Origin of the sequence: Morganella morganii H1r (genome assembly GCF_000633515.1) — a bacterium.
Taxonomy (GTDB): Bacteria; Pseudomonadota; Gammaproteobacteria; order Enterobacterales; family Enterobacteriaceae; genus Morganella; species Morganella morganii_B.
Window position 1 is genome coordinate 55,611 of the sequence record NZ_AYMP01000026.1, and the last position, 24,847, is coordinate 80,457.

24 protein-coding genes and 1 tRNA gene are annotated in these 24,847 nt (G+C 52.5%); 13 read left to right on the top strand and 12 right to left on the bottom strand.

All coding sequences use genetic code 11. The features are described from left to right. Window positions 1-11: 11 nt before the first annotated feature. A complete protein-coding gene (gene pth / locus U868_RS0115955; protein ID WP_025154159.1) occupies window positions 12-602 on the bottom strand; it encodes an aminoacyl-tRNA hydrolase in 591 nt (196 codons plus the stop codon). 302 nt (window positions 603-904) lie between these two features. Between pth and U868_RS0115960 the strand changes: the two genes are divergently transcribed. Continuing rightward, window positions 905-1,174, top strand: a complete 270-nt coding sequence (locus tag U868_RS0115960) for a stress-induced protein YchH (protein ID WP_025154160.1) — start codon at window positions 905-907, stop codon at window positions 1,172-1,174. 96 nt (window positions 1,175-1,270) lie between these two features. On the opposite strand, the gene prs is transcribed toward U868_RS0115960, so the two are convergent. The 3 genes from prs to lolB form a co-directional block, all read right to left on the bottom strand. Further along, window positions 1,271-2,218 carry a ribose-phosphate diphosphokinase gene (prs, locus tag U868_RS0115965; RefSeq protein ID WP_004239474.1) on the bottom strand — a complete coding sequence of 316 codons (948 nt, stop codon included), beginning with the start codon at window positions 2,216-2,218 and terminating at the stop codon, window positions 1,271-1,273. A 76-nt stretch (window positions 2,219-2,294) separates the two neighbouring features. After that, window positions 2,295-3,170: a 4-(cytidine 5'-diphospho)-2-C-methyl-D-erythritol kinase gene (ispE, locus tag U868_RS0115970; protein WP_025154161.1), complete on the bottom strand. Its 876-nt coding sequence runs from the start codon at window positions 3,168-3,170 to the stop codon at window positions 2,295-2,297. After that, the gene (lolB, locus tag U868_RS0115975; protein WP_025154162.1) at window positions 3,155-3,784 is read right to left on the bottom strand and encodes a lipoprotein insertase outer membrane protein LolB; all 630 of its coding nucleotides are present in this window, start codon (window positions 3,782-3,784) and stop codon (window positions 3,155-3,157) included. The genes ispE and lolB overlap by 16 nt, the downstream gene beginning before the upstream one ends. A 280-nt stretch (window positions 3,785-4,064) precedes the next feature. Between lolB and hemA the strand changes: the two genes are divergently transcribed. The 6 genes from hemA to U868_RS0116005 all read left to right on the top strand — a co-directional run bounded on the left by hemA (window position 4,065) and on the right by U868_RS0116005 (window position 9,911). After that, window positions 4,065-5,327, top strand: a complete 1,263-nt coding sequence (gene hemA, locus U868_RS0115980) for a glutamyl-tRNA reductase (RefSeq protein ID WP_025154163.1) — start codon at window positions 4,065-4,067, stop codon at window positions 5,325-5,327. Window positions 5,328-5,362: 35 nt separating this feature from the next. Further along, window positions 5,363-6,445, top strand: coding sequence for a peptide chain release factor 1 (gene prfA, locus U868_RS0115985; RefSeq protein ID WP_025154164.1), 1,083 nt, complete (start codon window positions 5,363-5,365; stop codon window positions 6,443-6,445). Next, window positions 6,445-7,281, top strand: a complete 837-nt coding sequence (gene prmC / locus U868_RS0115990) for a peptide chain release factor N(5)-glutamine methyltransferase (RefSeq protein ID WP_025154165.1) — start codon at window positions 6,445-6,447, stop codon at window positions 7,279-7,281. The genes prfA and prmC overlap by 1 nt, the downstream gene beginning before the upstream one ends. After that, window positions 7,278-8,084: an invasion regulator SirB1 gene (gene sirB1 / locus U868_RS0115995; protein ID WP_025154166.1), complete on the top strand. Its 807-nt coding sequence runs from the start codon at window positions 7,278-7,280 to the stop codon at window positions 8,082-8,084. The genes prmC and sirB1 overlap by 4 nt, the downstream gene beginning before the upstream one ends. A 66-nt stretch (window positions 8,085-8,150) precedes the next feature. Continuing rightward, window positions 8,151-9,002, top strand: a complete 852-nt coding sequence (gene kdsA / locus U868_RS0116000; RefSeq protein WP_004237321.1) for a 3-deoxy-8-phosphooctulonate synthase — start codon at window positions 8,151-8,153, stop codon at window positions 9,000-9,002. A gap of 6 nt (window positions 9,003-9,008) precedes the next feature. Next, window positions 9,009-9,911 carry a TIGR01212 family radical SAM protein gene (locus U868_RS0116005; protein ID WP_025154167.1) on the top strand — a complete coding sequence of 301 codons (903 nt, stop codon included), beginning with the start codon at window positions 9,009-9,011 and terminating at the stop codon, window positions 9,909-9,911. 7 nt (window positions 9,912-9,918) lie between these two features. Here U868_RS0116005 and U868_RS0116010 read toward each other — a convergent pair whose 3' ends face one another. The 3 genes from U868_RS0116010 to U868_RS0116020 form a co-directional block, all read right to left on the bottom strand. Beyond that, window positions 9,919-10,368 (bottom strand): methyltransferase family protein, encoded by a 450-nt coding sequence (locus U868_RS0116010; protein WP_025154168.1) that lies wholly within the window; start codon window positions 10,366-10,368, stop codon window positions 9,919-9,921. Between the two features lie 78 nt (window positions 10,369-10,446). After that, the gene (gene dauA / locus U868_RS0116015) at window positions 10,447-12,171 is read right to left on the bottom strand and encodes a C4-dicarboxylic acid transporter DauA (RefSeq protein ID WP_025154169.1); all 1,725 of its coding nucleotides are present in this window, start codon (window positions 12,169-12,171) and stop codon (window positions 10,447-10,449) included. 268 nt (window positions 12,172-12,439) lie between these two features. Beyond that, window positions 12,440-12,529, bottom strand: a tRNA-Ser gene (locus U868_RS0116020). Between the two features lie 336 nt (window positions 12,530-12,865). On the opposite strand from U868_RS0116020, the gene ghrA reads away from it, so the two are divergent. Both ghrA and U868_RS0116035 read left to right on the top strand, forming a co-directional pair. Beyond that, window positions 12,866-13,807: a glyoxylate/hydroxypyruvate reductase GhrA gene (ghrA, locus tag U868_RS0116030; protein ID WP_025154171.1), complete on the top strand. Its 942-nt coding sequence runs from the start codon at window positions 12,866-12,868 to the stop codon at window positions 13,805-13,807. A gap of 63 nt (window positions 13,808-13,870) precedes the next feature. Beyond that, window positions 13,871-14,431, top strand: a complete 561-nt coding sequence (locus U868_RS0116035) for a TorD/DmsD family molecular chaperone (protein ID WP_025154172.1) — start codon at window positions 13,871-13,873, stop codon at window positions 14,429-14,431. Between the two features lie 64 nt (window positions 14,432-14,495). Here the strand turns inward: U868_RS0116035 and U868_RS0116040 are convergent, their stop codons facing one another. From U868_RS0116040 to mdtH, 3 genes are all read right to left on the bottom strand, one after another. Further along, complete coding sequence (locus U868_RS0116040; protein WP_025154173.1) at window positions 14,496-15,809, bottom strand: CitMHS family transporter; 1,314 nt, start codon at window positions 15,807-15,809, stop codon at window positions 14,496-14,498. Between the two features lie 372 nt (window positions 15,810-16,181). Then, window positions 16,182-16,739 carry a lipoprotein gene (locus U868_RS0116045; RefSeq protein ID WP_025154174.1) on the bottom strand — a complete coding sequence of 186 codons (558 nt, stop codon included), beginning with the start codon at window positions 16,737-16,739 and terminating at the stop codon, window positions 16,182-16,184. A gap of 64 nt (window positions 16,740-16,803) precedes the next feature. Next, window positions 16,804-18,003, bottom strand: coding sequence for a multidrug efflux MFS transporter MdtH (gene mdtH, locus U868_RS0116050; protein WP_025154175.1), 1,200 nt, complete (start codon window positions 18,001-18,003; stop codon window positions 16,804-16,806). A 167-nt stretch (window positions 18,004-18,170) separates the two neighbouring features. On the opposite strand from mdtH, the gene rimJ reads away from it, so the two are divergent. Both rimJ and murJ read left to right on the top strand, forming a co-directional pair. Further along, window positions 18,171-18,755, top strand: a complete 585-nt coding sequence (gene rimJ, locus U868_RS0116055) for a ribosomal protein S5-alanine N-acetyltransferase (protein WP_025154176.1) — start codon at window positions 18,171-18,173, stop codon at window positions 18,753-18,755. Between the two features lie 74 nt (window positions 18,756-18,829). Further along, window positions 18,830-20,365 (top strand): murein biosynthesis integral membrane protein MurJ, encoded by a 1,536-nt coding sequence (gene murJ / locus U868_RS0116060; protein ID WP_025154177.1) that lies wholly within the window; start codon window positions 18,830-18,832, stop codon window positions 20,363-20,365. A 58-nt stretch (window positions 20,366-20,423) separates the two neighbouring features. On the opposite strand, the gene U868_RS24145 is transcribed toward murJ, so the two are convergent. After that, window positions 20,424-21,143, bottom strand: a complete 720-nt coding sequence (locus tag U868_RS24145; protein ID WP_025154178.1) for a hypothetical protein — start codon at window positions 21,141-21,143, stop codon at window positions 20,424-20,426. Between the two features lie 166 nt (window positions 21,144-21,309). Between U868_RS24145 and U868_RS0116070 the strand changes: the two genes are divergently transcribed. Then, entirely contained in the window at window positions 21,310-22,185 is an 876-nt protein-coding gene (locus U868_RS0116070) for a leucine-rich repeat domain-containing protein (RefSeq protein ID WP_025154179.1), read from the top strand. 73 nt (window positions 22,186-22,258) lie between these two features. Here the strand turns inward: U868_RS0116070 and argS are convergent, their stop codons facing one another. After that, entirely contained in the window at window positions 22,259-23,989 is a 1,731-nt protein-coding gene (argS, locus tag U868_RS0116075; protein WP_025154180.1) for an arginine--tRNA ligase, read from the bottom strand. A gap of 168 nt (window positions 23,990-24,157) precedes the next feature. On the opposite strand from argS, the gene U868_RS0116080 reads away from it, so the two are divergent. Beyond that, window positions 24,158-24,712 (top strand): VOC family protein, encoded by a 555-nt coding sequence (locus tag U868_RS0116080; protein ID WP_025154181.1) that lies wholly within the window; start codon window positions 24,158-24,160, stop codon window positions 24,710-24,712. The last annotated feature ends 135 nt before the right edge of the window (window positions 24,713-24,847 follow it).

Here is a 24,847-nt window from a genome sequence, read left to right on the forward strand (position 1 = left end):
ATACCTGCGGCTCACTGACCGGCTTTAAATGTATGAAGACGCGAAATGGCTTTTGCCATGCCGTCTTTCATCAGCACATCGGTGCAGCGCACGGCTTCATCGATAGTCTCATCAATCAGTTGCTGTTCGGAGGCAGGGGGCTTGCCCAGCACAAAACCGACCACTTTACTTTTATCACCCGGATGGCCGATGCCGATACGCAGACGATGAAAGTCCGGGTTGTTACCCAATTTGCTCTGGATATCTTTCAGGCCGTTGTGACCGCCGTTGCCGCCGCCGAGCTTCATTTTTGCCACGCCGGGCGGGAGATCCAGCTCATCATGCGCCACCAGAATTTCTTCCGGGGCAATCTGGTAAAAACCGGCGAGGGCACCGACCGCTTTGCCGCTCAGGTTCATAAAGGTGGTCGGTACCAGCAGGCGGACATCATTCCCCTGAATATTCAGGCGTGCGGTATAACCGTAAAACTTACTTTCGGATTTTAATGACTGATTATAACGGCGGGCCAGTTCATCCACATACCAGGCACCGGCATTGTGGCGGGTTTGGGCGTATTCCGCACCGGGGTTGGCCAGCCCCACAATTAATTTTATCTGACTCACACTTGTATCACTTGTTGTTCAGGCAGGTTTGACTGCAAAGAGGGCTATTCTACCCGTCACCCGCGCGGAGTACAAAAGAAACGTCCTTCCCGGACGAATGTGACTATTTGTGCAATAATTTAGTGATGAATTATTAAGTTTCGCTTTTTGGCACAATAAGCCAAATAAAACGTTTTATTTTTGGTCTATGTGATCTCATACGCAACATATACCTATCAATTCGGGCTATACTCTGTGTCAAGAAGGAATTCCTGCTTTCGTGCTTTGAGTTGTTTGCAGACAAAAGAGTGGCGGAGGTCCCTATGAAACGTAAATTATCCTTATTGCTCGGTAACCTGCTGATGGTTGTCGGTATGCTGTTGATGGTCGGCAGTATGGCCTTTACTGTCAGTGTCCTTATTTTCGCACTCCCTTTACCGGATATCTATTCCGAAGCCTCCCTGATGGGGATCTTTATCGGTGCCCTGGTGTGGCTGGGCGGAGCCGGTCTGAGCGGGCGTCGTGAATCCATTGCGGACAGATATTACTGGCTGCGCCATTTCCACAGCCGCTACCGCCGCCGGATGCCGTAAACGAAATATTATCGTTAACGGTTAAATGCCTGCCAACAAAAAACCCGTTGTCTTCACAACGGGTTTAAGCACGCAATGTGTATACTGATTATAAAATCAGTGTTCGAACATTGCGGAGATAGACTCTTCATTACTGATACGGCGGATGGCTTCTGCCAGCATTCCGGATAAAGTCAGAGAGCGGACTTTATTCAGTGCTTTGATTTCCGCTGATAACGGAATGGTGTCACAGACAATCACTTCATCAATCACAGAATCACGGATATTGTTGACTGCGTTGCCGGAGAAGATAGGGTGAGTGGCGTATGCAAACACACGTTTCGCACCACGTTCTTTCAGTGCTTCCGCCGCTTTGCACAGCGTGCCCCCGGTATCGATCATATCGTCAACCAGTACACAGTCACGACCGGCAACATCACCGATGATATGCATCACCTGAGAAACGTTCGCGCGCGGGCGGCGTTTGTCGATGATAGCCATATCAGTGTCGTTCAGCAGTTTGGCGATCGCACGGGCGCGGACCACACCGCCGATATCCGGAGAAACCACAATCGGGTTGTCCAGATCTTTCTGCAGCATATCTTCCAGCAGGATTGGGCTGCCGAAGACGTTATCAACCGGAACATCGAAGAAGCCCTGAATCTGCTCAGCGTGAAGATCCACTGTCAGCACACGGTCAACACCCACGCTTGACAGGAAGTCAGCGACCACTTTCGCGGTGATTGGCACACGTGTGGAGCGGACGCGGCGATCCTGACGGGCATAGCCGAAATACGGGATAACAGCAGTGATACGACCCGCAGAAGCACGGCGCAGCGCATCAACCATAACAACCAGTTCCATCAGGTTATCGTTGGTCGGCGCACAGGTGGACTGGATGATGAAAACATCACCACCACGCACGTTTTCATTGATTTGAACACTGACTTCACCGTCGCTGAAACGACCGATCGCAGCGTCTCCGAGGTTAGTGTACAGGCGGTTGGCAACACGTTGTGCTAGTTCCGGGATGGCGTTACCAGCAAAAAGCTTCATATCAGGCACGAGAAAAACCTCAGGCATGCGTCCAGAGAGATTGAATTGTGAACCTGAAAGCGTCCGGGGACGAAATCAGGGGCAATTACAGTAGACCAGCGCGGAACTGATGAAGCGGCGAAATGTTGACACCACGTGCCACAAAGCCCTTCACCCACGCCGGCGCGTTAATTAACACCTGTCGGGCGGCTGCCTGGTTTTCGAACTCTCCGAACACACATGCACCCGTACCGGTCAGGCGTGACGGAGTATATTGTAGCAGCCAGGAAAGAAGTTCATCAACCTCACGAAAACGTTTTCTTGCAATCGGTTCACAGTCATTTGCGTACGGAGCCTGTAATAATGCGGGCAGAGAGCGGATCGGGGTATCGCGAATTAATTGCGGATCTGTGAAGATAAGCGGTGTCGGAACCGAAATTCCCGGGTGTGCAACCAGATACCAGTGTTCCGGCGGAGACGCCGGGTGCAGAATTTCGCCTATTCCTTCAGCAATTGCCGCGTGGCCCCGGACAAAGACCGGGACATCCGCACCGAGGGTCACACCCAGCTCTGCAAGCGTATCGTCGGGTAACTGTAACTGCCAGTGATAGTTAAGGGCGATAAGCACTGTGGCGGCATTGGAGGAACCGCCGCCGATACCGCCGCCCATCGGCAGAATTTTTTCAACGGCAATATCCGCACCGGGTAAATCCGCTGTCAGCTGATGTTCCCCGGCATAGTGTTGTAACAAACGGGCGGCGCGGATCACCAGATTTTGCTCATCCGGTACGCCGTCAAGCGGGGTCAGCAGACGAATTTCACTGTCAGTGCGCGGCGTAATTGTGACACTGTCACCATAATCCAGAAACTGAAACAGGGTTTGCAGCGTATGATAGCCGTCCGCGCGGCGGCCTGTAATATACAAGAACAGGTTCAGCTTGGCGGGGGACGGCCAGGTCAGTGATGTCAGTTGAGTGTCCATGAATCCATTTTCAGCTTGATGCGGTTATCACCCTGTTCGATATCCAGGCGGTTCGGCAGTTGCGGGGAGACTTTTTCATCATAGGACTGATAAGTGACTTTCCACTTTTCCATGCCCTGAGCCCAGCTCAGGGCTTTCAGGTGATACTGATTGCTGATGGCATAGGACTGCGCATCTCCCGGCAGGCCGACAATCCACTGACGCAGGTTTTCCATCGGAATAGTCATACCGGTCAGCTGGTAAATCATGCTGTCCGGATCATCACTGTAATATTTCTGACCTTTATTATCGGTAAGCTGGGTTTGTCCGTCTTTGACAATCAGTTCCAGCTCGGTGCTGCCGACCGGGTTGGTGAGCAGCAGTTTGTAGCTGTCCGGGGAGTACTGCTGCCAGAAGAAACGGGCATAGGTTTTCTGGGTGGTGCCGATGTAGGCAAACGAGCCGCGCGTCTGATAACGCTGTAACTGATTTATCTGTTCTGTCTGTGCTTTCCAGCCGGCAGAGGTGGCGGAAACATCGCCTTTCTCTGTATTGTCGGGCAGAGTACAGGCGGCAAGTATCAGGCTGCACAGAGGCAGAAGCCGGATAAAGCGCGGTAATTGAATAGAGGCCACGTTGTAATTTCCTTTAACAACTGATAAAAGCAATGACAGTATTGTGCCTGTTTCAGTGGCTGTTTCCTACCTCTCTTACGCTGATTTACGCAATTATCCGTCCGGCTGACACGGCCTGTTGCGCACCGCATTACGTGCTTATTATCACGGTTTCCCGTTTAACGCTTTAATTGCGCGGGATCGGCTGCTAAAATGCATGCAGTTATCCTTAGTAAGGGTGTTGATTTCCGGTATACTTAACCGGTATTTTACACACTTACCCCGGTCTGTATTGCAGGATATGACTTTATTAGCTCTCGGCATTAACCATAAAACCGCACCTGTTGCCTTACGTGAGAAAGTGACTTTCTCACCGGACAGTATGGAAGCGGCATTATCCAATCTGCTCGAACAACCGTCCGTGAGCGGCGGCGTTGTGCTGTCTACCTGCAACCGGACAGAAATCTATCTCAGTGTGGATGAACAGAACGATCAGCGCGATCAGCTGATCGACTGGCTGTGCCGCTATCACAACATCAACCCGCAGGAACTGATGTCCAGTCTTTACTGGCATCAGGATAATGATGCGGTCAGTCACCTGATGCGGGTGGCCAGCGGGCTGGATTCTCTGGTGCTCGGCGAGCCGCAGATCCTGGGGCAGGTCAAAAAAGCTTTTGCGCAGTCGCAGACACACCGTTCACTCTCCCGTGAACTGGAACGCCTGTTCCAGAAATCCTTTTCGGTTGCCAAGCGGGTACGTACTGAAACCGATATCGGTGCCAACGCAGTATCGGTGGCATTTGCTGCCTGTACCCTGGCACGCCAGATTTTCGAATCCTTATCCAGACTGAATATCCTGCTGGTCGGGGCGGGGGAAACCATCGAACTGGTGGCCCGTCACCTGAACGAGCACGGCGTAAAACACATGATGATCGCCAACCGAACCCGTGAGCGGGCCCGTGTGCTGGCGCAGGAAGTCAATGCAGAGGTGATCACACTGCCGGAAATCGACAGCCGGCTGGCGGAGGCGGATATTGTTATCAGCTCCACGGCCAGCCCGTTGCCGATTATCGGTAAAGGTATGGTGGAACGCGCGCTTAAAGCGCGCCGCAACCGCCCGATGCTGCTGGTGGATATTGCGGTTCCCCGTGATATCGAAGCCGATGTGGAAAAACTCAGTAACGTCTATCTCTATACTGTGGATGATCTTGAGGCGATTATTGAACACAATCTGGCGCAGCGCCAGGTGGCGGCACAACAGGCGGAATCCATTGTGGTGCAGGAAAGCGGGCACTTTATGGAATGGCTGCGCGCCCAGAGTGCGGTCAATACGATCCGCGAATACCGTGAACAGGCCGAAGAGATCCGCGCCGCCATGGCTGCAAAAGCCGTGGCACTGATTCAGCAGGGGCATGACCCGGAAGAGGTTATCAACCAGATGTCTCAGCAGCTGACCAACCGCCTGATCCACGCACCAACCAAATCACTTCAGCAGGCCGCCGGTGACGGTGATACCGGTCGTCTGACACTGTTACGCGACAGCCTCGGGCTGGAGCATCATTAACTTCCTCTATATATTTTTAAGGTAGCAGACTACGAATGAAGCCTTCTATTGTCTCAAAACTGGAAGCATTGAAAGAACGTTATGAAGAAATTCAGGCGCACCTTGCGGACGCCGATGTTATCGCTGATCAGAATAAATTCCGTGCCTTGTCGAAAGAATATGCGCAGCTGACTGACGTTGCGAAATGTTTTGAAGCCTGGCAGACCATTCAGGATGATATCGACACCGCGCAAATGCTTCTTGATGATCCTGAAATGAAGGAAATGGCACAGGAAGAGCTGAAAGACGCAAAACTGCGGAATGAAACCTTAGAACAGGAATTACAAGTCTTATTACTGCCGAAAGATCCGGATGATGAACGCAACTGCTTCCTGGAAGTCCGTGCGGGTACCGGCGGTGATGAAGCGGCGCTGTTTGCCGGTGATCTGTTCCGTATGTACAGCCGTTATGCGGAATCACGCCGCTGGCGGATTGAGATCATGAACAGTAACGACGGCGAGCACGGCGGATATAAAGAAATTATTTTCAGAGTCACCGGTGAGAATGCCTACGGTAACCTGAAATTTGAATCCGGCGGCCACCGTGTGCAGCGTGTGCCGGAAACCGAATCCCAGGGCCGTATTCACACCTCCGCCTGTACTGTCGCGGTGCTGGCAGAAGTACCGGAAGCGGAACTGCCGGATATCAACCCGGCGGATCTGCGCATTGATACCTTCCGTTCATCCGGGGCCGGTGGTCAGCACGTTAACACCACGGATTCCGCTATCCGTATCACCCATATCCCGACCGGAATTGTGGTGGAGTGTCAGGACGAGCGTTCGCAGCACAAAAACAAAGCCAAAGCACTCTCGGTACTGGCTGCGCGTATCAAAGCGGCGGAAGAGTCCCGCCGTCATGAGGCGGAAGCCTCTGAGCGCCGCAATCTGCTGGGTTCCGGTGACCGTTCGGATCGAATCCGCACTTATAACTTCCCGCAGGGACGGGTGACGGATCACCGTATCAACCTGACGCTGTACCGTCTGGATGAAGTGATGGAAGGTAAGCTGGATGCACTGATCCAGCCGCTGGTGAACGAATATCAGGCAGATCAGCTCGCCGCGCTGTCTGAGCAGGACTGATGACGTTCCGGACCTGGCTGGCAGAGGCCGTCAGCCGTTTAAGTCACAGCGACAGCCCGAAACGGGATGCGGAGATCCTGCTGACGTTTGTCACCGGCCGCACCCGCAGCTACATTATTGCCTTTGATGAAACCCCGCTCGGCGGGGATGAACAGCAGCGTCTTGAGGCACTGCTTGTCCGCCGGGAGCAGGGCGAGCCGGTGGCGTATATCACCGGTGTGCGTGAGTTCTGGTCACTGCCGCTGGAAGTGTCTCCCGCCACGCTTATTCCGCGTCCGGATACCGAATGTCTGGTGGAAGCAGCGCTGGAATTGTTACCGGCCGCATCCTGCGATATTCTGGATCTCGGTACCGGTACCGGTGCTATTGCGCTGGCTCTGGCCTCTGAACGGCCGGACTGTCACGTGACCGGCGCGGATATTCAGCCGGATGCGGTGGCGCTGGCGCAGCGCAATGCCGCCCGTCTGGGGCTGACGAATACAACCTTTAAAGAAAGTCGCTGGTTTGCTTCACTGCCGATTCATCAATTTGCTATGATAGTGAGTAACCCGCCATACATTGATGAGAATGATGAGCATCTGGTGCAGGGGGATGTCCGTTTCGAGCCGCGCAGTGCGCTGGTCGCCCCGCAGAACGGTCTGGCCGATCTGGCGGAAATCGCTGCGCAGTCCGCACATTATCTGATACCCGGCGGGTGGCTGATTGTGGAACATGGCTGGCGGCAGGGAGACGCTGTCCGCGAACTGTTCCGGGAAAACGGATTTTACCGGGTGGAAACCCGCCGCGATTATGGCGGAAATGATCGGGTTACTTTAGGTCAACGGGAAGAGAAATGAAAAGCATTGCCGATTTTGAATTCAATGGTGCGCCGTTACTGAGCGGCATCATGTTAGTGTTAAAAACTGTCCGCCCGGATTTTGACCGGGAAAAGGCAGAGACACACATCAATGAACTTATCCGTCAGACCCGTAAACGCCTCCCGCCGAATTCCGGTGAACATACCTGTTTACAGACCCTGATCACGCTTTTTTACCATAAATGGCAGTTCGGTGGTGCCAGCGGTGTTTATTCGCTGTCTGATACCCTGTGGCTGGATATGGTGCTGCGCACTCAGCGCGGCTCGCCGGTATCACTCGGCATCCTGTTCCTGCATATTGCACAGGCCATCGGTTTGCCTGTTGTGCCGGTGGTTTTCCCGACCCAGCTGATTCTGCGGGCAGATCTCGATGACGAAACCCTGTTTATTAATCCGATTAACGGCGATCTGCTGGATCAGCACACGCTGGATGTCTGGATTAAAGGCACGGTCAGCCCTGCTCATCATCTGACCGGGGACGATCTCGAAGAAGCCGAAAACAGCCATGTGGTGCGCAAATACCTCGACAGTATTAAAGTCGCACTGATGGAAGAGAAAAAAATGGAGCAGGCACTGAAAGTCAGCGAAACCATTTTATTATTTGATCCGGATGACCCGTATGAAATCCGTGATCGCGGGCTGATTTATGCCCAGCTGGACTGCAGCCATATTGCGGTTTCTGATCTGAACTATTTTATTGAGCAATGTCCGCAGGATCCGGTATCGGAAATGATAAAAATGCAGATCCACACTTACGAACAGCAGCATATCGTTCTGCACTGATAAACGGATATCGTTTTACATATTTTCATAAACGCAATCTAATTGCCTCTGCCAAAAGGTTATACCATGCAACAGAAAGTCGTATCTATCGGGGATATTCGTGTCGGCAACGCGCTGCCGTTTGTTCTGTTCGGCGGCATGAACGTTCTTGAATCCCGCGATCTGGCGATGAAAATCTGCGAACATTACGTGACTGTCACGCAGAAGCTGAATATTCCGTACGTCTTCAAAGCCTCTTTTGACAAGGCAAACCGCTCTTCCATCAACTCTTACCGTGGTCCGGGCCTTGAAGAAGGGATGAAGATTTTTGAAGAGCTGAAAAAAACCTTCGGTGTGAAAATTATTACCGACGTTCACGAATCCTGGCAGGCACAGCCGGTGGCGGACGTGGTGGATGTGATCCAGTTACCGGCTTTCCTGGCGCGTCAGACTGATCTGGTGGAAGCGATGGCGAAAACCGGTGCGGTCATTAACATCAAAAAACCGCAGTTTATCAGTCCGGGGCAGGTGGGTAATATCGCGGAAAAATTCCGTGAAGGCGGCAATGACCAGATCATCTTATGTGATCGCGGTGCAAACTTCGGTTATGACAACCTAGTTGTGGATATGCTGGGCTTTAAAGTGATGGAAAAAGCCTCCGGCGGTTGCCCGGTGATTTTCGATGTCACACACTCCCTGCAATGCCGTGACCCGTTTGGTGCCGCATCCGGCGGCCGCCGTGGTCAGGTGGCTGAACTGGCCCGTGCCGGGATGGCAGTCGGCCTGGCAGGTCTGTTCCTGGAAGCACATCCGGACCCGGATAATGCCCGTTGTGACGGTCCTTCCGCGCTGCCGCTGGCAAAACTGGAGCCGTTCCTGCAGCAGGTCAAAGCCATCGACGATCTGGTGAAAAGCTTCCCTGAGCTGGATACCGAATAATTTCCGATGCAGCTTCACACAGTCGTTAACATGTTCGGCGCTGATCTTCAGCGCCGTTATGGCGAAAAAATCCATAAAATCACCCTCCACGGCGGCTTCAGCTGCCCTAACCGCGACGGCACCCTCGGGCGCGGCGGTTGTACCTTCTGTAATGTGGCTTCTTTTGCGGATGAAAATGCACAGTATGATTCCATTGAGGATCAGCTGAATCAGCAGTCCGGCAAAATCACCCGCGCCAAACGCTATCTTGCCTATTTCCAGGCCTATACCAGTACCTACGCGGAAGTTGAACTGCTGCGTGAGATGTATGAATCCGCCCTGACACAGGCCGATGTGGTGGGATTATGTGTCGGTACGCGGCCGGATTGTGTGCCGGAGGCAGTATTGGATCTGCTGCAAAGCTATCAGCAGCAGGGCTATGAGGTATGGCTGGAGCTGGGATTACAGACCGCTCATGATAAAACCCTGAAACGCATCAACCGCGGTCATGATTTCGCTTGTTATCAGGCCACCACCCGGGCCGCCCGTGAGCGCGGGCTGAAAGTGTGTTGCCACCTGATCACCGGCCTGCCGGGAGAAACCGCAGCCGATAATCTCATCACACTTGAGCGCGTGCTGGACACCGGCGTTGAAGGCATCAAACTGCATCCGCTGCATATTGTGGAAGGCAGTACCATGGCAAAAGCCTGGCGGGCGGGGCGCCTGCCCACCATTTCCCTCGAAGAGTATGTCGCCACTGCCGGAGAGATGATCCGCCACACACCGCCGGATGTCATTTATCACCGTATCTGCGCCAGTGCACGGCGTCCGACGTTACTGGCTCCGGACTGGTGCAGTAACCGCTGGCTCGGCATGAATGGCCTGTGGCAGTATCTGCTGGCAAACGGCGGCCAGGGCAGCGCAGTCTGATCGGGAATTACAGCCAGCGCCGTGTCTGCTGACAATAGGCCGTCCATTCCTGTTTAAATTTTGCGGCAAGGAACTTTTCTTCCTGCGGGATGCTGAACAGATCGGTGATCAGCCAGAAAATCAGGCCGCCGGTGAGAAAGTAATAAGAGCCGGTCAGCAGGGCAAACCCGATACAGGCGGTGGTCAGTGCAAGATAGACCGGATTGCGTGACAACCGGAACGGCCCGCCGGTGATGAGATGAGTGGCCTCGCCGAGCGGATTCGGTGTGGTGTTATGGCGGCGGAAGTATAACAGTGACGCACCAATCCAGCCGAGACTTTCCAGCCCGACCAATATGGCTAAAATACCGCTCCAGCCGCTGAACTGGATCACCAGTGCATCTTTGGCATACAGCCAGGCAGCTGCAATACCATTGATAATCAGCCAGTTAAAGAAGGGAAGACGGAACGCAGCCATAATTTTTCTCCGGTGACAGATAAAGCAACGGCGGACATTACGCCCGCCGCTCTGTTCATTATAGCCTGATTACAGAGGTTATCGTGCCTCCGATGTCACACCATCCATCAGCCCCAGTTCAATCAGTGCCTTACTGACTGACGGGTAAAAGCTGATTTTATTCTCAACCGGCACAATCCGTGCCCGCGCCAGGGTTTTCAGCGGCTGGAACGGAATATCAGTAACCACAATGTGTGTATCCACACCGGCTTCGTCAATAAAACGGCGGAAGGCTTTTAATCCGCCCGCATCCAGCACCGGCACCGCATCCCATTGCATCACAATGGTGTGATATCCGGCACTTTTGATTTTCAGATCATCAAAAATCCGCTCAGCAGCGGCAAAGAACAGAGGACCGTTAATACGCACCACCAGCAGCCCTTTGTCGTGATCCGTAAAGGAAGACTCACTCAGGCGCGTCATATTGGCAATACGACGCATAAACAGCAGTGAGGCCAGCACAATCCCGACACTGATGGCAATCACCATATCAAACAGCACTGTCAGGCTCAGGCACAGCAGCAGCACGATAATATCGTCTTTTGGCGCGCGGCGGATAAGCTCAATCACTTTAGCCGCTTCACTCATATTCCATGCCACCATCAGCAGCAGGGCAGACATTGCCGCCAGCGGCAGATACGAGAGCAGCGGTGCCAGGATCAGCAAAGTCAGCAGCACCAGCAGGGAGTGAATAATAGCAGAGACCGGTGATGTGGCCCCGGCACGCACGTTAGCGGCAGAGCGGGCAATCGCGGCCGTGGCCGTGATACCGCCGAAGAACGGTGCGGTGATATTACCCAGCCCCTGACCCAGCAATTCGCCGTTGGAGTTATGTTTTTTGCCGGTCATCCCGTCGAGCACTACCGCACAGAGCAGGGATTCAATCGCGCCGAGCATTGCCATCGAAAAAGCCGCCGGCATCAGAGCGGTAATGGTGGCCCAGCTGAACTCAAACTCTTTGCCGTCCGGGGTCGGTAAATTCCACGGCAGGATAAATTGCGGCAGAATCGGCGGGATCCCCGCGCCCTGTGTGCCATCCGCCAGGGTATAACTGAAGCGGGAGCCGATGGTGGCCGCTTCCATACCGAACAGTGACAGCACCAGCATCACCAGCATCCCGGCAATCACAGCGGGAAGGTGTCCCGGCAGGCGCAGTTTCAGTTTCGGCCAGTAGATAAGCACCAGCAGAGTGGTCACGCCAATCAGGGTATCGGAGAGATTAATGGTCGGCATCGCTCTGACAAGGGCAATCACTTTATCCACATAGTTTTCCGGCACATGCGCCATGGTCAGACCGAAAAAGTCTTTCACCTGCATGGTGGCGATAGTGATCGCAATCCCCGAGGTGAAGCCGAGCACCACAGAAATCGGAATATATTCAATGAGTTTACCGAAGCGCGCCAGACCCATTGCCAGCAGGATAATCCCGGACATCAGGGTGGCTATCAGTAATCCGCCCAGCCCGAACTGCTGGGAAACGGGGTAGAGGATCACCACAAACGCGGCGGTCGGCCCGGAGACACTGAAACGGGAACCGCCGGTCACTGCAATCACAATACCGGCGATAGCGGCCGTATACAGGCCGTATTGCGGAGCCACACCACTGCCGATAGCCAGTGCCATCGCCAGCGGGATAGCGATAATTCCGACGGTGATACCTGCGATGGTATCTTTTATCAGACGGGAGACGGAGTAAGGCTGTTTCCAGCACGAGTCAATTAATGCAGAAAAAAGAGATAATCCTTTAAATGTTGAAATTTTCATTTCCGGACAACTGTCACCTCTGAGTCATATGAAAAAAATAGGGAGACGCCAAAGCACATTAGTCTACGCAAAACAGGGAGAGATTTAGCTGAGATACATCAAATGACACTGTATACAATAGCGGATATTGAAATAAAATCAAAAATATGAAGCAGTTAAGGGTTAATAAAACAGGTTATTCTGCCGCCTGACCGGATAGCAGCATAAAAAAAGAAAGGACAGAAACGAAAAAAGCCTGCTGATTGCTCAGCAGGCTCTTCTCTTAAGATGGCGGTGAGAGAGGGATTCGAACCCTCGATGCACTTTCGCGCATACACACTTTCCAGGCGTGCTCCTTCAGCCACTCGGACATCTCACCGGGGTACTGTTCGTTGCGTTGATATCTCGCTGCAACGGGGCGCTACTATAGGGGAAGCGACGTAACCCGTCAATACACGGCATGAAAAAAAATGTGTTTTTTCGTTTGTTTAACCAAAAAAACAGCATATTGGTGATTAACATAGCAAATCCGCTGAAAACAGCGCACCGGCCGCCTGAAAAATGACCGCTGATTTTTTTCCGGCGGGAAATCATCTGCCGGAAAAATATGCAGGTCAGTTAACAATAACAACATTTTAACGTTACGAAAATCTCTCCGGGGCTTGAATTCTTTGCGTAATCCTATCAGGCTGGTAAAAAAACAGAGGAGCGCCGCATGAATATTATTTTCTACCATCCTTTTTTTGATTCTGAGCTGTGGATCAACGGCATGAAAAAACATCTGCCGCAGGCGGATATCCGCAAATGGGTTCCGGGTGATAACCAGCCGGCGGATTATGCCCTGGTGTGGTTACCGCCGCGTGAGTGTCTGGCCGGGCGAACCACCATGAAAGCGGTCTTTGCACTGGGAGCCGGGGTGGATGCCATCCTGAAGCAGGAGCAGGCAAACCCGGGCACACTGCCTGCCGGGGTGCCGGTGATCCGCCTTGAAGATACCGGGATGGGGGCGCAGATGCAGGAATACGCCGTTGCCAAGGCGCTGTGGTACTTCCGCAAAATGGATATCTATAAACGCCAGCAGGAACAGCGTATCTGGAAAGCGCAACCGGCGTTTACGTTTGATGAGTTTGAAATCGGCGTGCTGGGAACCGGTATTCTCGGGCGTTCCGTGGCGGAGAGGCTGGCGGAGTTCGGGTTTAAAGTCCATGGCTGGAGCCGGACACCAAAACAGATCCCGGGCGTGACAAGCTTCTGCGGCAATGACCAGCTGGATGAATTCTTAAGCCACAGCCGCCTGCTGATCAACCTGCTGCCTGACACACCGCAGACCAGAGGGATCCTCAACCAGTCGCTGTTCAGTAAGCTGCCGCAAAGTTCTTATCTGATCAACCTGGCGCGCGGCTCGCATCTGGTGGATAACGATTTACTGGAAGCCATCGATGACGGACAGATTGCCGGTGCCAGCCTGGATGTGTTCGCCACCGAACCGCTGCCGGAAATGCACCCGTTCTGGACTCATCCGCGGGTGGATGTTACGCCGCACATTGCCGCATTTACCATTCCGTCAGAGGCAATGAAAGCCATTGTCGCCAATATTGAGCGGATTGAGCGGGGCGAAGCACCGCAGGGCGTGGTGAATATGGAACTGGGGTATTAATTCTTTACAGCAATAAGGACAATCCGGACAATAGCGGCAACTCAGTTAATAAGGATTTGAAGTATGAATGAATTTTCACTGGTCTGCCGCCTGCTCGGAACGCTGTTTAACCGTGCTCCGGCTGATCCCGTACTGGCACCCGTTCTGACGATGATTAAGCAGGGGCAGCTGAAAGCCCACTGGCCGCTGGAGCAGGATGCGCTGCTGACACGGCTGGCTGAGCATTGTGACACCGCAGAACTGGCAGCGGATTATCAGCAGCTGTTTGCTGACGGGGCGGTGGCTCAGCACCGGTCGGACTATACCGGTGAGCCGGAAAGTGACGTTCGTCAGTTTTTCAGTGAGCGCGGGATGCCGCTGACTGATGCGGTAACAGACAGTTTCGGGTCTCTGCTGCTGGCAGCATCCTGGCTGGAAGATCAGGCACAGGAAGATGAAGTCAGTGCGCAGACGGCGCTGTTTGCGGACTATCTGCTGCCGTGGAGTGATGCATTTCTCGGGAAAGTCGAATCTCATGCACAGCACGGCTTTTACCGCACGCTGGCTATCCTGACCCGTGAAGCACTGTCCGCCCTGTATGAAGAGCTGACAGAAGATGCAGAAGAAGACGAAAATGATGATTGATATGTGACAACGTCACATGTTGTTTTTCAGGCCCGGTCAGATGACCGGGCTTTTTGTCTCCGGGTCAGAACAGCCCGAGGAACCAGCCTGCCGCCAGGGTGATAAAGCTGAACAGCCAGATCCAGAAGAAGGAGTAGCGCAGATGCCGTCCCATATCCACCCCGGCAATCCCCACCGCCAGCCAGACAGCCGGTGAGAACGGGCTGACAAAGGTGCCGGCGTTGTTACCGATAGCCATGGCATAGACCACATCTGCAGGCGGAATACCGGCGGATGCCACCACGTCACGGACAATCGGCAGCAGGGCAAAGTAATAAGCATCGGTACTGGTAAAGATATCCAGCGGTACACCAATCATCCCGATAATAATGTGGAACTGTTCCGCCATCCGTCCCGGAATAATCAGCAGCAGATCTTTCGCGACCGACTCCAGCATACCGCCTTTATCCATAATCCCCAGGAATACCCCGGCGGAAAGGATAATCGCAGCCATAGATAACGCCTGCGGGGCATGGTGGTTAATCACGGCCACCTGATCTTTCGGTTTCGGGTAATTGATGATAAGAGCGGCGGAAAGGGCCAGCATAAAGATATACGGTGCCGCGAGCCAGCCCAGCGCCAGGCTGAGGATCGCCAGCAGGATCAGCGAGATATTAATCAGAAAGCGCTGTGGTTTTTCCGTACCGTGTTCGTTATCCGCCTCATCATACAGTTCAAGAAGCGAATCCTGTTGATACGGCGTGGTGCCGTATTGTGCCGCACGGGCGATACGGCGTTTTTCCCGCAGACCAAACAGTGCGGCGACCAGTACGGATGCGATAATGCCGGTAATTTGCACCGGGATCAGCGGCTGCCACAGTTCAGATGCGGGGATCCCTGTCACGGCAGATGCACGGCCAAGCGGTCCGCCCCATGGCACCATATTCATCACCCCCATACTCATGCACATCAGCAGCAGCATCAGATACGGGCTCATGCCCAGTCGCCGGTAGATTGGCAGAAACGCCGGGATGATAATCAGAAACGTTGCCGCTCCGGAACCGTCGAGATGCACCACGGCTGCCACCAGAGCGGTGACCATCGCCACAATCACCACATTTCCCCGCGTCAGGCCGATCATCAGGCGGATAAACGGATTGAAGATATGCAGATCTTTCATAATGCTGAAAAACAGAATGGCGAACAGGAACATCACCGCGACACTGGCGACTTTTTTGATACCGTAATCAAAAAATACCGTGATTTCAGGCAGAGAGTAGCCTGCCAGCAACGCGCCGAGCAGGGGAATAACAGACATGGCAATTACAGGGCTGGTTTTTCCTGTCATCAGCAGAACGACAATAGAAATGATGATCAGCAGTCCGATCAGTGTCAGCATCAGATGATCCTTATCCGGGAAGTGGTTATTTTCTGATGTTACTGAAAGGGATGATGATGGTGTTAAAAATGTTTATGAATTGTGAAATATGTCATTAAAAAGAGATCCGGCAGAGTCAGAAAAAAGCGGTCAATCACAAATTAATTTTATCTGCGGCAGAAGAAAAAACAGTATTCCGTCTCGTTTTACCGGAAATATACTGCGGACATGTCGGAATGGGATAACCAGGTATATTTTCGTATGCCTTGAATTTTCGTCATATTCTTTTACGAAACGGGAAGGTGATACCGTTTCCTGCGGAATAGTTAAGAAACGGTATCATAATTTAGCGGGTTAATAATTTACTGTCACAATTAAAAAATTTAATCGAAATTAGTCGGTTAACGGAATGACTATCCGGCCCGGACGGATTTCAATGCCCTTGGCAAATTTCTTCGCTGCTGCCTCGGCGGTATTATCGCCATTCAGCACATACACCGGGGTCATATTGAAAAAGGTGCTCAGTGTGTGGTTGAGATAAGGGATAAGTGCGGAAATCAGGGTGTCCCATTTGTCCGGGTCCAGCGTGTAATTGGTGATTTCAATATCCCGCATATAGATTGACCCGGTGGCGGCGTCAAAATACGGTGCGGCACTGAGCGTCATTGAAATGGTAAAATCCCGGGATCCGAACAGCGAAACCAGCTTCAGCGAGCCGATTGCCGTCAGTTTTACTTTGCCCGGCTCTTCACGCCCGATTTCGGTGAGCAGTTTTTCCAGGGTAAAATCCGCATCTGCCACACCATCCATACCAATCTGTTTGTTCAGACGGATATTCTCTGCCACCGCACTGTTAATGGTCTCTTCACTGACACTGATTTCGGTTAATTTATCACAGCCTGTTAAAACCGTTGCTGCGACCAGTGCCGCAGTAAAAAGGAATAATCTCATCGGTATCTCCTGTTGTATACCACCCGATACTAACCTGTGCTGCGGCAAATCCAAAATATCCGGATCAATTTAATACGGCAGGGCTTATCTTCTTCGGGTTAAACTGGCGGTAAAGTGCTATCAGTGTAATCAGCCCGATTGTACCGAGTAAAAACCAGGGAAGTTCAGGTAATTGCATTTCTTTACCCAAATCATACAGCCAGCCGCCGCCGGTATAACCGATGGCGCCGCCGAATGCCAGCCCGAGACGGCTGAATCCCATGTAACTGCCGCGTGCGCGCGGATCCGCCAGTGACGCACTGAGGGTTTCCCGTGCCGGTTCGGCAATTACCGAACCTAAATAGAACAAACAGATAATCGCGAATAATACATGCAGTGAATGCGTCAGGGCGACCGGGAACATACTCAGGCTCATCAGGAATAACCCGGCCATCAGGCGGGTTTCCAGCCGGAAGTGTTTTTCACTCCAGCGTGCCAGCGGATAGAGCAGAGTCAGTGATAACGCCGCTTCGATGGCATACATCCATTTTACCGCCGCCGGTGTGCCCGCCAGTTCGTTGACGATAATCGGGAACATCAGCATCACCTGCACGGAGAGGATAAAGTAACCGGTCAGTGTCAGTACATAGCGGGAGAACCGTTTGTCGCGCAGTACGCGGGTCAGCCCTTCTTTTATCGGGGTACGGGTGGTGGAAATGCGGTAAGCGGGCAGCAGCCACGCATTGCACAGGGCAGTAATAATAAAGATTGCCGCGCCCACCCAGCAGACCAGATGAAAATCATAAATCAGCAGCCAGCTGCCGAGCAGTGCCCCGAGTACCGCCCCGGCGCTGTCCTGCATCAGCAGCAGGGAATAGAAACGGCCGCGTTCATACGGGCGGGTCAGTTTGATCACCAGCGCGGTGCGCGGCGGATCAAACAGGGTGCCGCCGACAGCCGAGAGAATACAGGAAAGCCAGAGGATCCACGGCTCATCCGCCATTGCCATCAGGGCAAAACCGCCTGCGCGGAGAAACATGCCGATGACGATCATCGGTTTGGCGCCGAAGCGGTCAGCAATCGCACCGCCGAATATCCCCAGCCCCTGCTGGACAAGCTGGCGAAGCCCCAGGGCAAACCCGACCACAATCCCCGCCCAGCCGAGTTGTTCAACAAAACGGATGGAGATCAGCGGGAAGACCACAAAGAAGCCGAGAACAACCAGCAGGTTATCCACCAGCAACCAGTACTTACCCAGCGTCCGGGCTTGTCTGACAAGTGACATTCAGCACCACATTAAATATTGAAAGGAATAGAAAAAAGGGAGATGATTACACCTTCTATTCTCTGCTTATTCAGCGTCTGATAACAGAGAATTCAGGATGATATTTTTTTATCGACGGAACGTGGTTAAGCACACTCTGACTACGGCCTTCTGAGAGAGGAATTATGTTGTTCGGCTACCGCGCGAATACGCCGCAGCTGCGTTTTAACACGGACAGAATGGTTGTCCGGCTTGCACACGAGCGGGATGCGTACCGCATCAGTGAATATTACTGTGAAAACGAAGCATTTCTGAAACCCTGGGAGCCTCTCCGCGACCGCAGCCACTATCATCCCTCCGGCTGGTCATCCCGCTTACAGCTGATGACGGATATGCACCGGCAGGGTACCGCGTTCCATTTTCTGCTGCTGGATCCGGCTGAAAATGAGGTGATGGGGGTAGCGAACTACAGTAATGTCATCCGCGGCGTGTTTTATGCCTGTTTTCTCGGCTATTCACTGGGAGAAAAATGGCAGGGGCAGCATTATATGCAGGAAGCCCTGGAGCCGACACTGCGCTATATGCAGCGTCAGCAGGGGATGCACCGCATTATGGCAAACTATATGCCGCATAATCAGCGCAGCGGACAACTCCTCGCCCGGCTCGGGTTTGAAAAAGAGGGTTACGCAAAAGAGTATCTGATGATTAACGGCCGGTGGCGTGACCATGTTCTGACCGCACTGACCGCCCCGGACTGGGTTAAGCCACGATAACAGCGGGTTTTTCTGTTCCGCCCGCATTATCGTGATACTATTTCCGCCTTTGTTATCTGACCAGCACATTCAGCATGAACTTATTAAAATCTCTCGCCGCCGTCAGCTCAATGACGATGTTCTCGCGTGTACTCGGTTTTATCCGTGATGCCATCATCGCCCGGATTTTCGGGGCATCGATGGCGGCCGATGCCTTCTTTGTCGCCTTTAAACTGCCGAACCTGCTGCGGCGTATTTTTGCCGAAGGGGCATTCTCCCAGGCCTTTGTACCGATTTTATCGGAATACAAAACCCAGCAGGGCGAGGAAGCCACCCGCACCTTTATCGCCTATGTCTCCGGGATGCTGACACTGATTCTGGCGGTGGTCACCGTACTCGGGATGCTGGCTGCACCGTGGATTATCTATGTCACCGCACCGGGTTTTACCGATGACCCGGATAAATTCACGCTGACCGCCAATCTGCTGAAAGTCACCTTTCCGTATATTTTTCTGATCTCCATCGCCTCATTGGCGGGGGGGATCCTCAATACCTGGAACCGTTTCTCCGTCCCGGCGTTTGCACCGACACTGCTGAATGTCAGTATGATCGGCTTTGCACTGTTTGCCGCGCCGTATTTTAATCCGCCGATTATGGCGCTGGCATGGGCCGTGCTGGCGGGCGGGGTATTACAGATTGCCTATCAGCTGCCGCACCTGAAAAAAATCGGTATGCTGGTGCTGCCGAGAGTTTCTTTCCGTAACAGCGGGGTCTGGCGGGTGATGAAACTGATGGGACCGGCGATCCTCGGGGTATCGGTCAGTCAGATTTCACTGATTATCAACACGATTTTTGCCTCATTCCTGGTGTCCGGCTCGGTTTCCTGGATGTATTACGCTGACCGTCTGATGGAACTGCCGTCCGGTGTGCTCGGGGTTGCGCTGGGGACGATCCTGCTGCCGTCACTGGCAAAAAGTTTCTCCAAAGGGGATACCTCCGAATACCGCAAGCTGATGGACTGGGGATTGCGTCTCTGCTTCCTGCTGGCTCTGCCGTGTGCGGTGGCACTGGCTATTCTGGCGGAAGCACTGACAGTCAGCCTGTTCCAGTACAAAAATTTCACCGCCTTTGATGCCCTGATGACACAACAGGCGCTGATCGCCTACTGCGTCGGTCTGATGGGGATGATTGTGATTAAAGTGCTGGCGCCGGGATTCTACTCCCGTCAGAACATCAAGACGCCGGTTAAAATCGCGATTGCCACCCTGATCCTGACACAGCTGATGAACCTGGCCTTTATCGGGCCGTTTAAACATGCCGGTCTGGCACTGTCGATTGGTATCGCGGCCTGTTTCAACGCTTCGCTCCTCTACTGGCAGCTGCGTAAACAGAATATCTTCACACCGCTGCCGGGCTGGGGGAAATTCTTCCTTAAACTGGTGATCGCAATGCTGTTTATGGCGGCAGTACTGGTGGGTATGATGTATCTGATGCCGGAATGGTCACAGGGTAACATGCTGATGCGCATGCTGCGCCTGATGGGTGTGGTAATTGCCGGTGCCGGTGCCTATTTTGCCGCACTGTATGCACTTGGTTTCCGCCTGCGGGATTTTGCACAGCGCAGTTTATAAGTTGTTTTCATATAATCTGACGGGGCTGATAACAGCCCCGTTTTTGTATTTCCGTAAATCAGCGGTATTTCTGTGTGCGGATAATATTGTCGTTGTCCCGCAATAAACGGTATGCTTCACCGTCATTCAGTTGCGACAATATCACCGGAGACTGCGTTGCAAGATAAAAAACTGTCTGCGGAAATGTCGCTTTCAGCAGTGAAACACAATGTTCATGCCACGGGATATTCAGGTGATGTTCCGGCATTGTGATATACACGATACCGTTAACGTCTTCCGGTTTTTCCGTGGTGGTAAATTCACCGTATCCGGCGATAATACGCTGAATTAATACCGTCATTGAGGAAAATCCCGGATCTGATGTATTCCCGGATTGCGGCAACAGCGGCAAAACAGTATTTAACCCGGTACCGGTTATGGCGGAAGGCGTATCATCAGCCGGCGGATCAAGAAATACCACCGGATGATCATGAACAAACGGCCGGAAACGTCCGGTTATATCACCGGCAGGAATAATATAGTTATCCGTGCTCAGATTCCGTACAGCCGGGGTGTATTCTGTGCAACTCCTGAATATCAGGTGAATATCATTTTCCCGTTGCTGATGATAAATAATATTGTTGGAAAAATAACGCAGCTGAAATAGTGCGGTTAATAATTCGCTGTTCTCTGTCTCATTATCACCGGTAAAACCATATACGGATTTATCCGCAGCGGTGATCATTTCCATATTCCCTGCCATTTTCACATCAGAAAAACAGATTTTATTCTCTGCCATAATCCCTCCTGTTATTTACCGGGGGAGCATAGCACCGGTTATTTCATATCAGGGATATCAAAACAGAATAACAGTACCACCGGAAAGGATGTCAGGCAGGACAACGGATAACAGTGCTATTATGATAACAATACTGACTGTTAATGCCTGACACCGGAGCATGTTTATGCTGCACCAACACACTGTTTCTGATACTGAACTGAACCTGGATAATGGCGGATATACGTCAATTGATGCATTTATCACGCCGCCGTATACCCGGCAGGTTATCAGTGCCTATAACAATCAGCTCACGGAATATCCGGCTGCACTGCGTCACTGTATGTCATTACGGGTACTGAACCTTTCCTGTAATCAGCTGGCTTATATCCCGCCGGCTATTGCACAGCTGACTGCCTGTGAAATGCTGGATCTGGGGCATAACCGTATTGCCGGTGTTGCGCCGGAAATCGGTGAACTGCATCAGCTGTACTATCTTTACCTCAGTGAAAACGGGTACAGCAGATTACCGTCGTCATTTTCCGGGCTGAAAAATCTGCGTTATTTTAATGCAACGGATAATCACCTGACGGCAATACCGGCATGGTTTTCTGAAATGGAAAAGATGGAAGAAATCCGCCTTTATAATAACCGGATAACGGAGCTGTCTGCCGCTGTCTGCGGGCTGAAAAATACCCGCGAAATGCATCTGATGAATAATAAAATAACCGCTGTTCCGGATGAGATTGCGGCCGTGAAATCGCTGGAAATTCTTGATCTGAATAATAACCGGGTAGCGTTTATTTCGCCGGAAATAAGCCGGTTGCAACAACTCAATACACTGAATCTGCGTTTCAATGCCCTGAAAACCTTGCCGGAAAATACCGGTGAATTATCATCCCTGTTATATCTGGATTTACGTGCGAATCAGCTGAGTACGCTGCCGGACAGCCTGGCGGCATTAACACAGCTGCGCAAACTGGATCTGCGCTGGAATAATTTCTCCGTCATTCCGCCGGTGGCAGAAAAATTACAGGCAGCAGGGTGCCGGGTCTTGTTGTAACAGAGTCAGAAGGCAATAAAAAAGGAACCGGAGGGTTCCTTTTTTGCGGAAATAACCACCGGTAACGGCGGGATTACATTTTTTCGACAGTACCGATACCCAGGGTATCCAGACCGGCTTTCAGGGTTTTCTGTGTCAGCAGTGCCAGCTTCAGACGGCTCTGGCGCAGTTCTTCGCTTTCCGCTGCCAGAATCGGGCAATGCTCGTAGAAACCGGAGAACAGACCCGCCAGATCATACAGGTAGCTGCACATCATATGCGGCAGACCTTCACGGGCAACAGCGGTGATAGTTTCTTCAAACTGCAACAGACGCGCTGCCAGCTGGCGTTCGCGGTCGTCCGTCAGAATAATAGGTTGTGTCAGACTGCCTGCATCAATATCCGCACGTTTGAAGACGGATGCCACACGGGTATAGGCATACTGCATATACGGTGCGGTGTTACCTTCAAAGGCCAGCATGTTGTCCCAGTCGAAGATATAGTCAGTGGTACGGCTTTTTGACAGATCCGCGTATTTCACGGCGCCGATACCGACCACTTCCGCCAGCTGTTTCAGCTCATCTTCCGGCATATCGCTGTTTTTCTCACGGATCAGTTTCTCCGCGCGTTCAACGGCTTCATCCAGCAGATCGGACAGGCGGATAGTGCCGCCTGCGCGGGTTTTGAACGGTTTGCCGTCTTTGCCGAGCATCATACCGAACATGTGATGTTCCAGTGTCATGCTCTCCGGGATATAACCGGCTTTGCGGACAATCGTCCACGCCTGCATCAGATGCTGATGCTGACGGGAGTCAATGTAGTAGAGAACGCGGTCAGCGTGCAGCACGTCATGGCGGTATTTCGCACAGGCGATATCGGTGGTGGTGTAGAGATATCCGCCATCTTTCTTGCGGATAATAACCCCCATCGGTTCGCCTTCTTTATTTTTGAATTCATCAAGATAAACGACGATTGCGCCTTCGCTCTCTTCGGCAATACCGCGGTTCATCAGGTCGCTGACAATGCCCGGCAGCATGTCGTTGTACAGGCTTTCACCCATGACATCATCTTCGGTCAGGGTGACGTTCAGACGGTTATAGGTTTCCTGGTTCTGCTGCATGGTGATATCCACCAGCTTGCGCCACATGGTGCGGCAGTATTCATCACCGCCCTGTAATTTGACCACATAGCCGCGCGCGCGCTCAGCAAACACTTCATCTTCATCGTAATGCTTTTTCGCTTCGCGGTAGAATGCTTCCAGGTCGGCCAGTGCCATATCCCCGGCATCTTCATTCTGCATTTTTTCGAGATACGCGATAAGCATACCGAACTGTGTACCCCAGTCACCAACGTGGTTACAGCGGATAACGTGATGACCCAGATACTCCTGGGTACGTGCTGCCGCATCACCGATGATGGTGGAACGCAGGTGACCAACGTGCATCTGTTTGGCCACGTTCGGGGCGGAGTAGTCGATGGCAATGGTCATCGGCTCAACCGGAGTCAGGCCCAGCTTGTCGTCAGCCAGCGCGGTTTCCAGCTGAGCGGTCAGCCAGTCAGGGGAGAGGAAAATATTGATAAAACCGGGACCGGCGATTTCCGTTTTTTCCGCAATTCCGTCAAGATCCAGCAGTTCAATCACTTTCTCAGCGAGCTGTCGGGGCGGCATACCCATTTTTTTCGCGGCAGCCATCACACCATTGGCCTGGTAATCACCAAACTGCGCTTTGGCGGACTGCTTAACGATAGCATCACAATCAAGTGGTGCCCCTGCGCTGATAAGAGCCTGTTGGATCTTATCTGAAAGAATTGCCTGAATATTCACCGGTTTACCTTAATTTAAAGAACAAAATGACACCCCGGAAACAGCGGCGGAGGAGCGGGCTCGTCCGGACGGGATGTTGACGTGAAATTTGGCTGGTTTTATACCACAAAAACAGGGTCTCATGCTACTATCTGCGCCTTTGCGGATGAATTCTCACAGGGGATCATAATGAAAAAAAGCACACAGACAGCATCCCTTACCGGTCTGATGGCAGAGCTGCCGGTGTTTGCCGGAAAAATACAGCAGTTTGCGGCGGATTTGCAGCTCGATCTCACGCAGTATCAGGCGGATCACATCTCACTGCGGGCTCACGATACGGCACTGGCGGAACAGTGGCTGGCCGGATTCCGCGAATGCGGTACTGTGTTATCGGAGAATCAGATTAACGGCCGCCCGATTTATCTGTTTTTACTGCATGAACCGCTGGCACTGCTGCACTGGCAGATTCCGGTGCTGGAACTGCCGTTCCCGAAAGGCAAACAGTATGCACACCAGGGCTGGGAACATATCGAACTGGTATTACTGGGCGACCCGCTGACCCTGACTGAGCGGGTTGCCGCACTGCTGCCGTCACCGTTACCGGACGGGGTGACCACAAAAGCCAGCCATCCGCGCGGCGGACAGGAGCGGCTGCCGAACCCGACACTGGCTGTCAGCCGGGAAAATATCACGATTAAGTTTCATCCGTTCACCTTGCAGGAAATTGTCGAAAGTGAGCGGTAACCTGCAATTCTGACATTTCCCTGTGCGAACAGGCCGGATATTTCGCATCTTGTGATATTTAACAATTCATTAATCTAAATTACATGTAATAGTGTATATCAGGATGACTGAATCGTTTACAAGATATATTTACCT

What these genes read in the sequence shown, in the direction of transcription:
- U868_RS0115960 (WP_025154160.1), top strand. Translation starts at nt 905, where the DNA reads ATGAAACGTAAATTATCCTTATTGCTCGGTAACCTGCTGATGGTTGTC.
- ispE (WP_025154161.1), bottom strand. Translation starts at nt 3,170, where the DNA reads ATGGACACTCAACTGACATCACTGACCTGGCCGTCCCCCGCCAAGCTG.
- hemA (WP_025154163.1), top strand. Translation starts at nt 4,065, where the DNA reads ATGACTTTATTAGCTCTCGGCATTAACCATAAAACCGCACCTGTTGCC.
- prfA (WP_025154164.1), top strand. Translation starts at nt 5,363, where the DNA reads ATGAAGCCTTCTATTGTCTCAAAACTGGAAGCATTGAAAGAACGTTAT.
- prmC (WP_025154165.1), top strand. Translation starts at nt 6,445, where the DNA reads ATGACGTTCCGGACCTGGCTGGCAGAGGCCGTCAGCCGTTTAAGTCAC.
- sirB1 (WP_025154166.1), top strand. Translation starts at nt 7,278, where the DNA reads ATGAAAAGCATTGCCGATTTTGAATTCAATGGTGCGCCGTTACTGAGC.
- kdsA (WP_004237321.1), top strand. Translation starts at nt 8,151, where the DNA reads ATGCAACAGAAAGTCGTATCTATCGGGGATATTCGTGTCGGCAACGCG.
- U868_RS0116005 (WP_025154167.1), top strand. Translation starts at nt 9,009, where the DNA reads ATGCAGCTTCACACAGTCGTTAACATGTTCGGCGCTGATCTTCAGCGC.
- U868_RS0116010 (WP_025154168.1), bottom strand. Translation starts at nt 10,368, where the DNA reads ATGGCTGCGTTCCGTCTTCCCTTCTTTAACTGGCTGATTATCAATGGT.
- dauA (WP_025154169.1), bottom strand. Translation starts at nt 12,171, where the DNA reads ATGAAAATTTCAACATTTAAAGGATTATCTCTTTTTTCTGCATTAATT.
- ghrA (WP_025154171.1), top strand. Translation starts at nt 12,866, where the DNA reads ATGAATATTATTTTCTACCATCCTTTTTTTGATTCTGAGCTGTGGATC.
- U868_RS0116035 (WP_025154172.1), top strand. Translation starts at nt 13,871, where the DNA reads ATGAATGAATTTTCACTGGTCTGCCGCCTGCTCGGAACGCTGTTTAAC.
- U868_RS0116040 (WP_025154173.1), bottom strand. Translation starts at nt 15,809, where the DNA reads ATGCTGACACTGATCGGACTGCTGATCATCATTTCTATTGTCGTTCTG.
- U868_RS0116045 (WP_025154174.1), bottom strand. Translation starts at nt 16,739, where the DNA reads ATGAGATTATTCCTTTTTACTGCGGCACTGGTCGCAGCAACGGTTTTA.
- mdtH (WP_025154175.1), bottom strand. Translation starts at nt 18,003, where the DNA reads ATGTCACTTGTCAGACAAGCCCGGACGCTGGGTAAGTACTGGTTGCTG.
- murJ (WP_025154177.1), top strand. Translation starts at nt 18,830, where the DNA reads ATGAACTTATTAAAATCTCTCGCCGCCGTCAGCTCAATGACGATGTTC.
- U868_RS24145 (WP_025154178.1), bottom strand. Translation starts at nt 21,143, where the DNA reads ATGGCAGAGAATAAAATCTGTTTTTCTGATGTGAAAATGGCAGGGAAT.
- U868_RS0116070 (WP_025154179.1), top strand. Translation starts at nt 21,310, where the DNA reads ATGCTGCACCAACACACTGTTTCTGATACTGAACTGAACCTGGATAAT.
- U868_RS0116080 (WP_025154181.1), top strand. Translation starts at nt 24,158, where the DNA reads ATGAAAAAAAGCACACAGACAGCATCCCTTACCGGTCTGATGGCAGAG.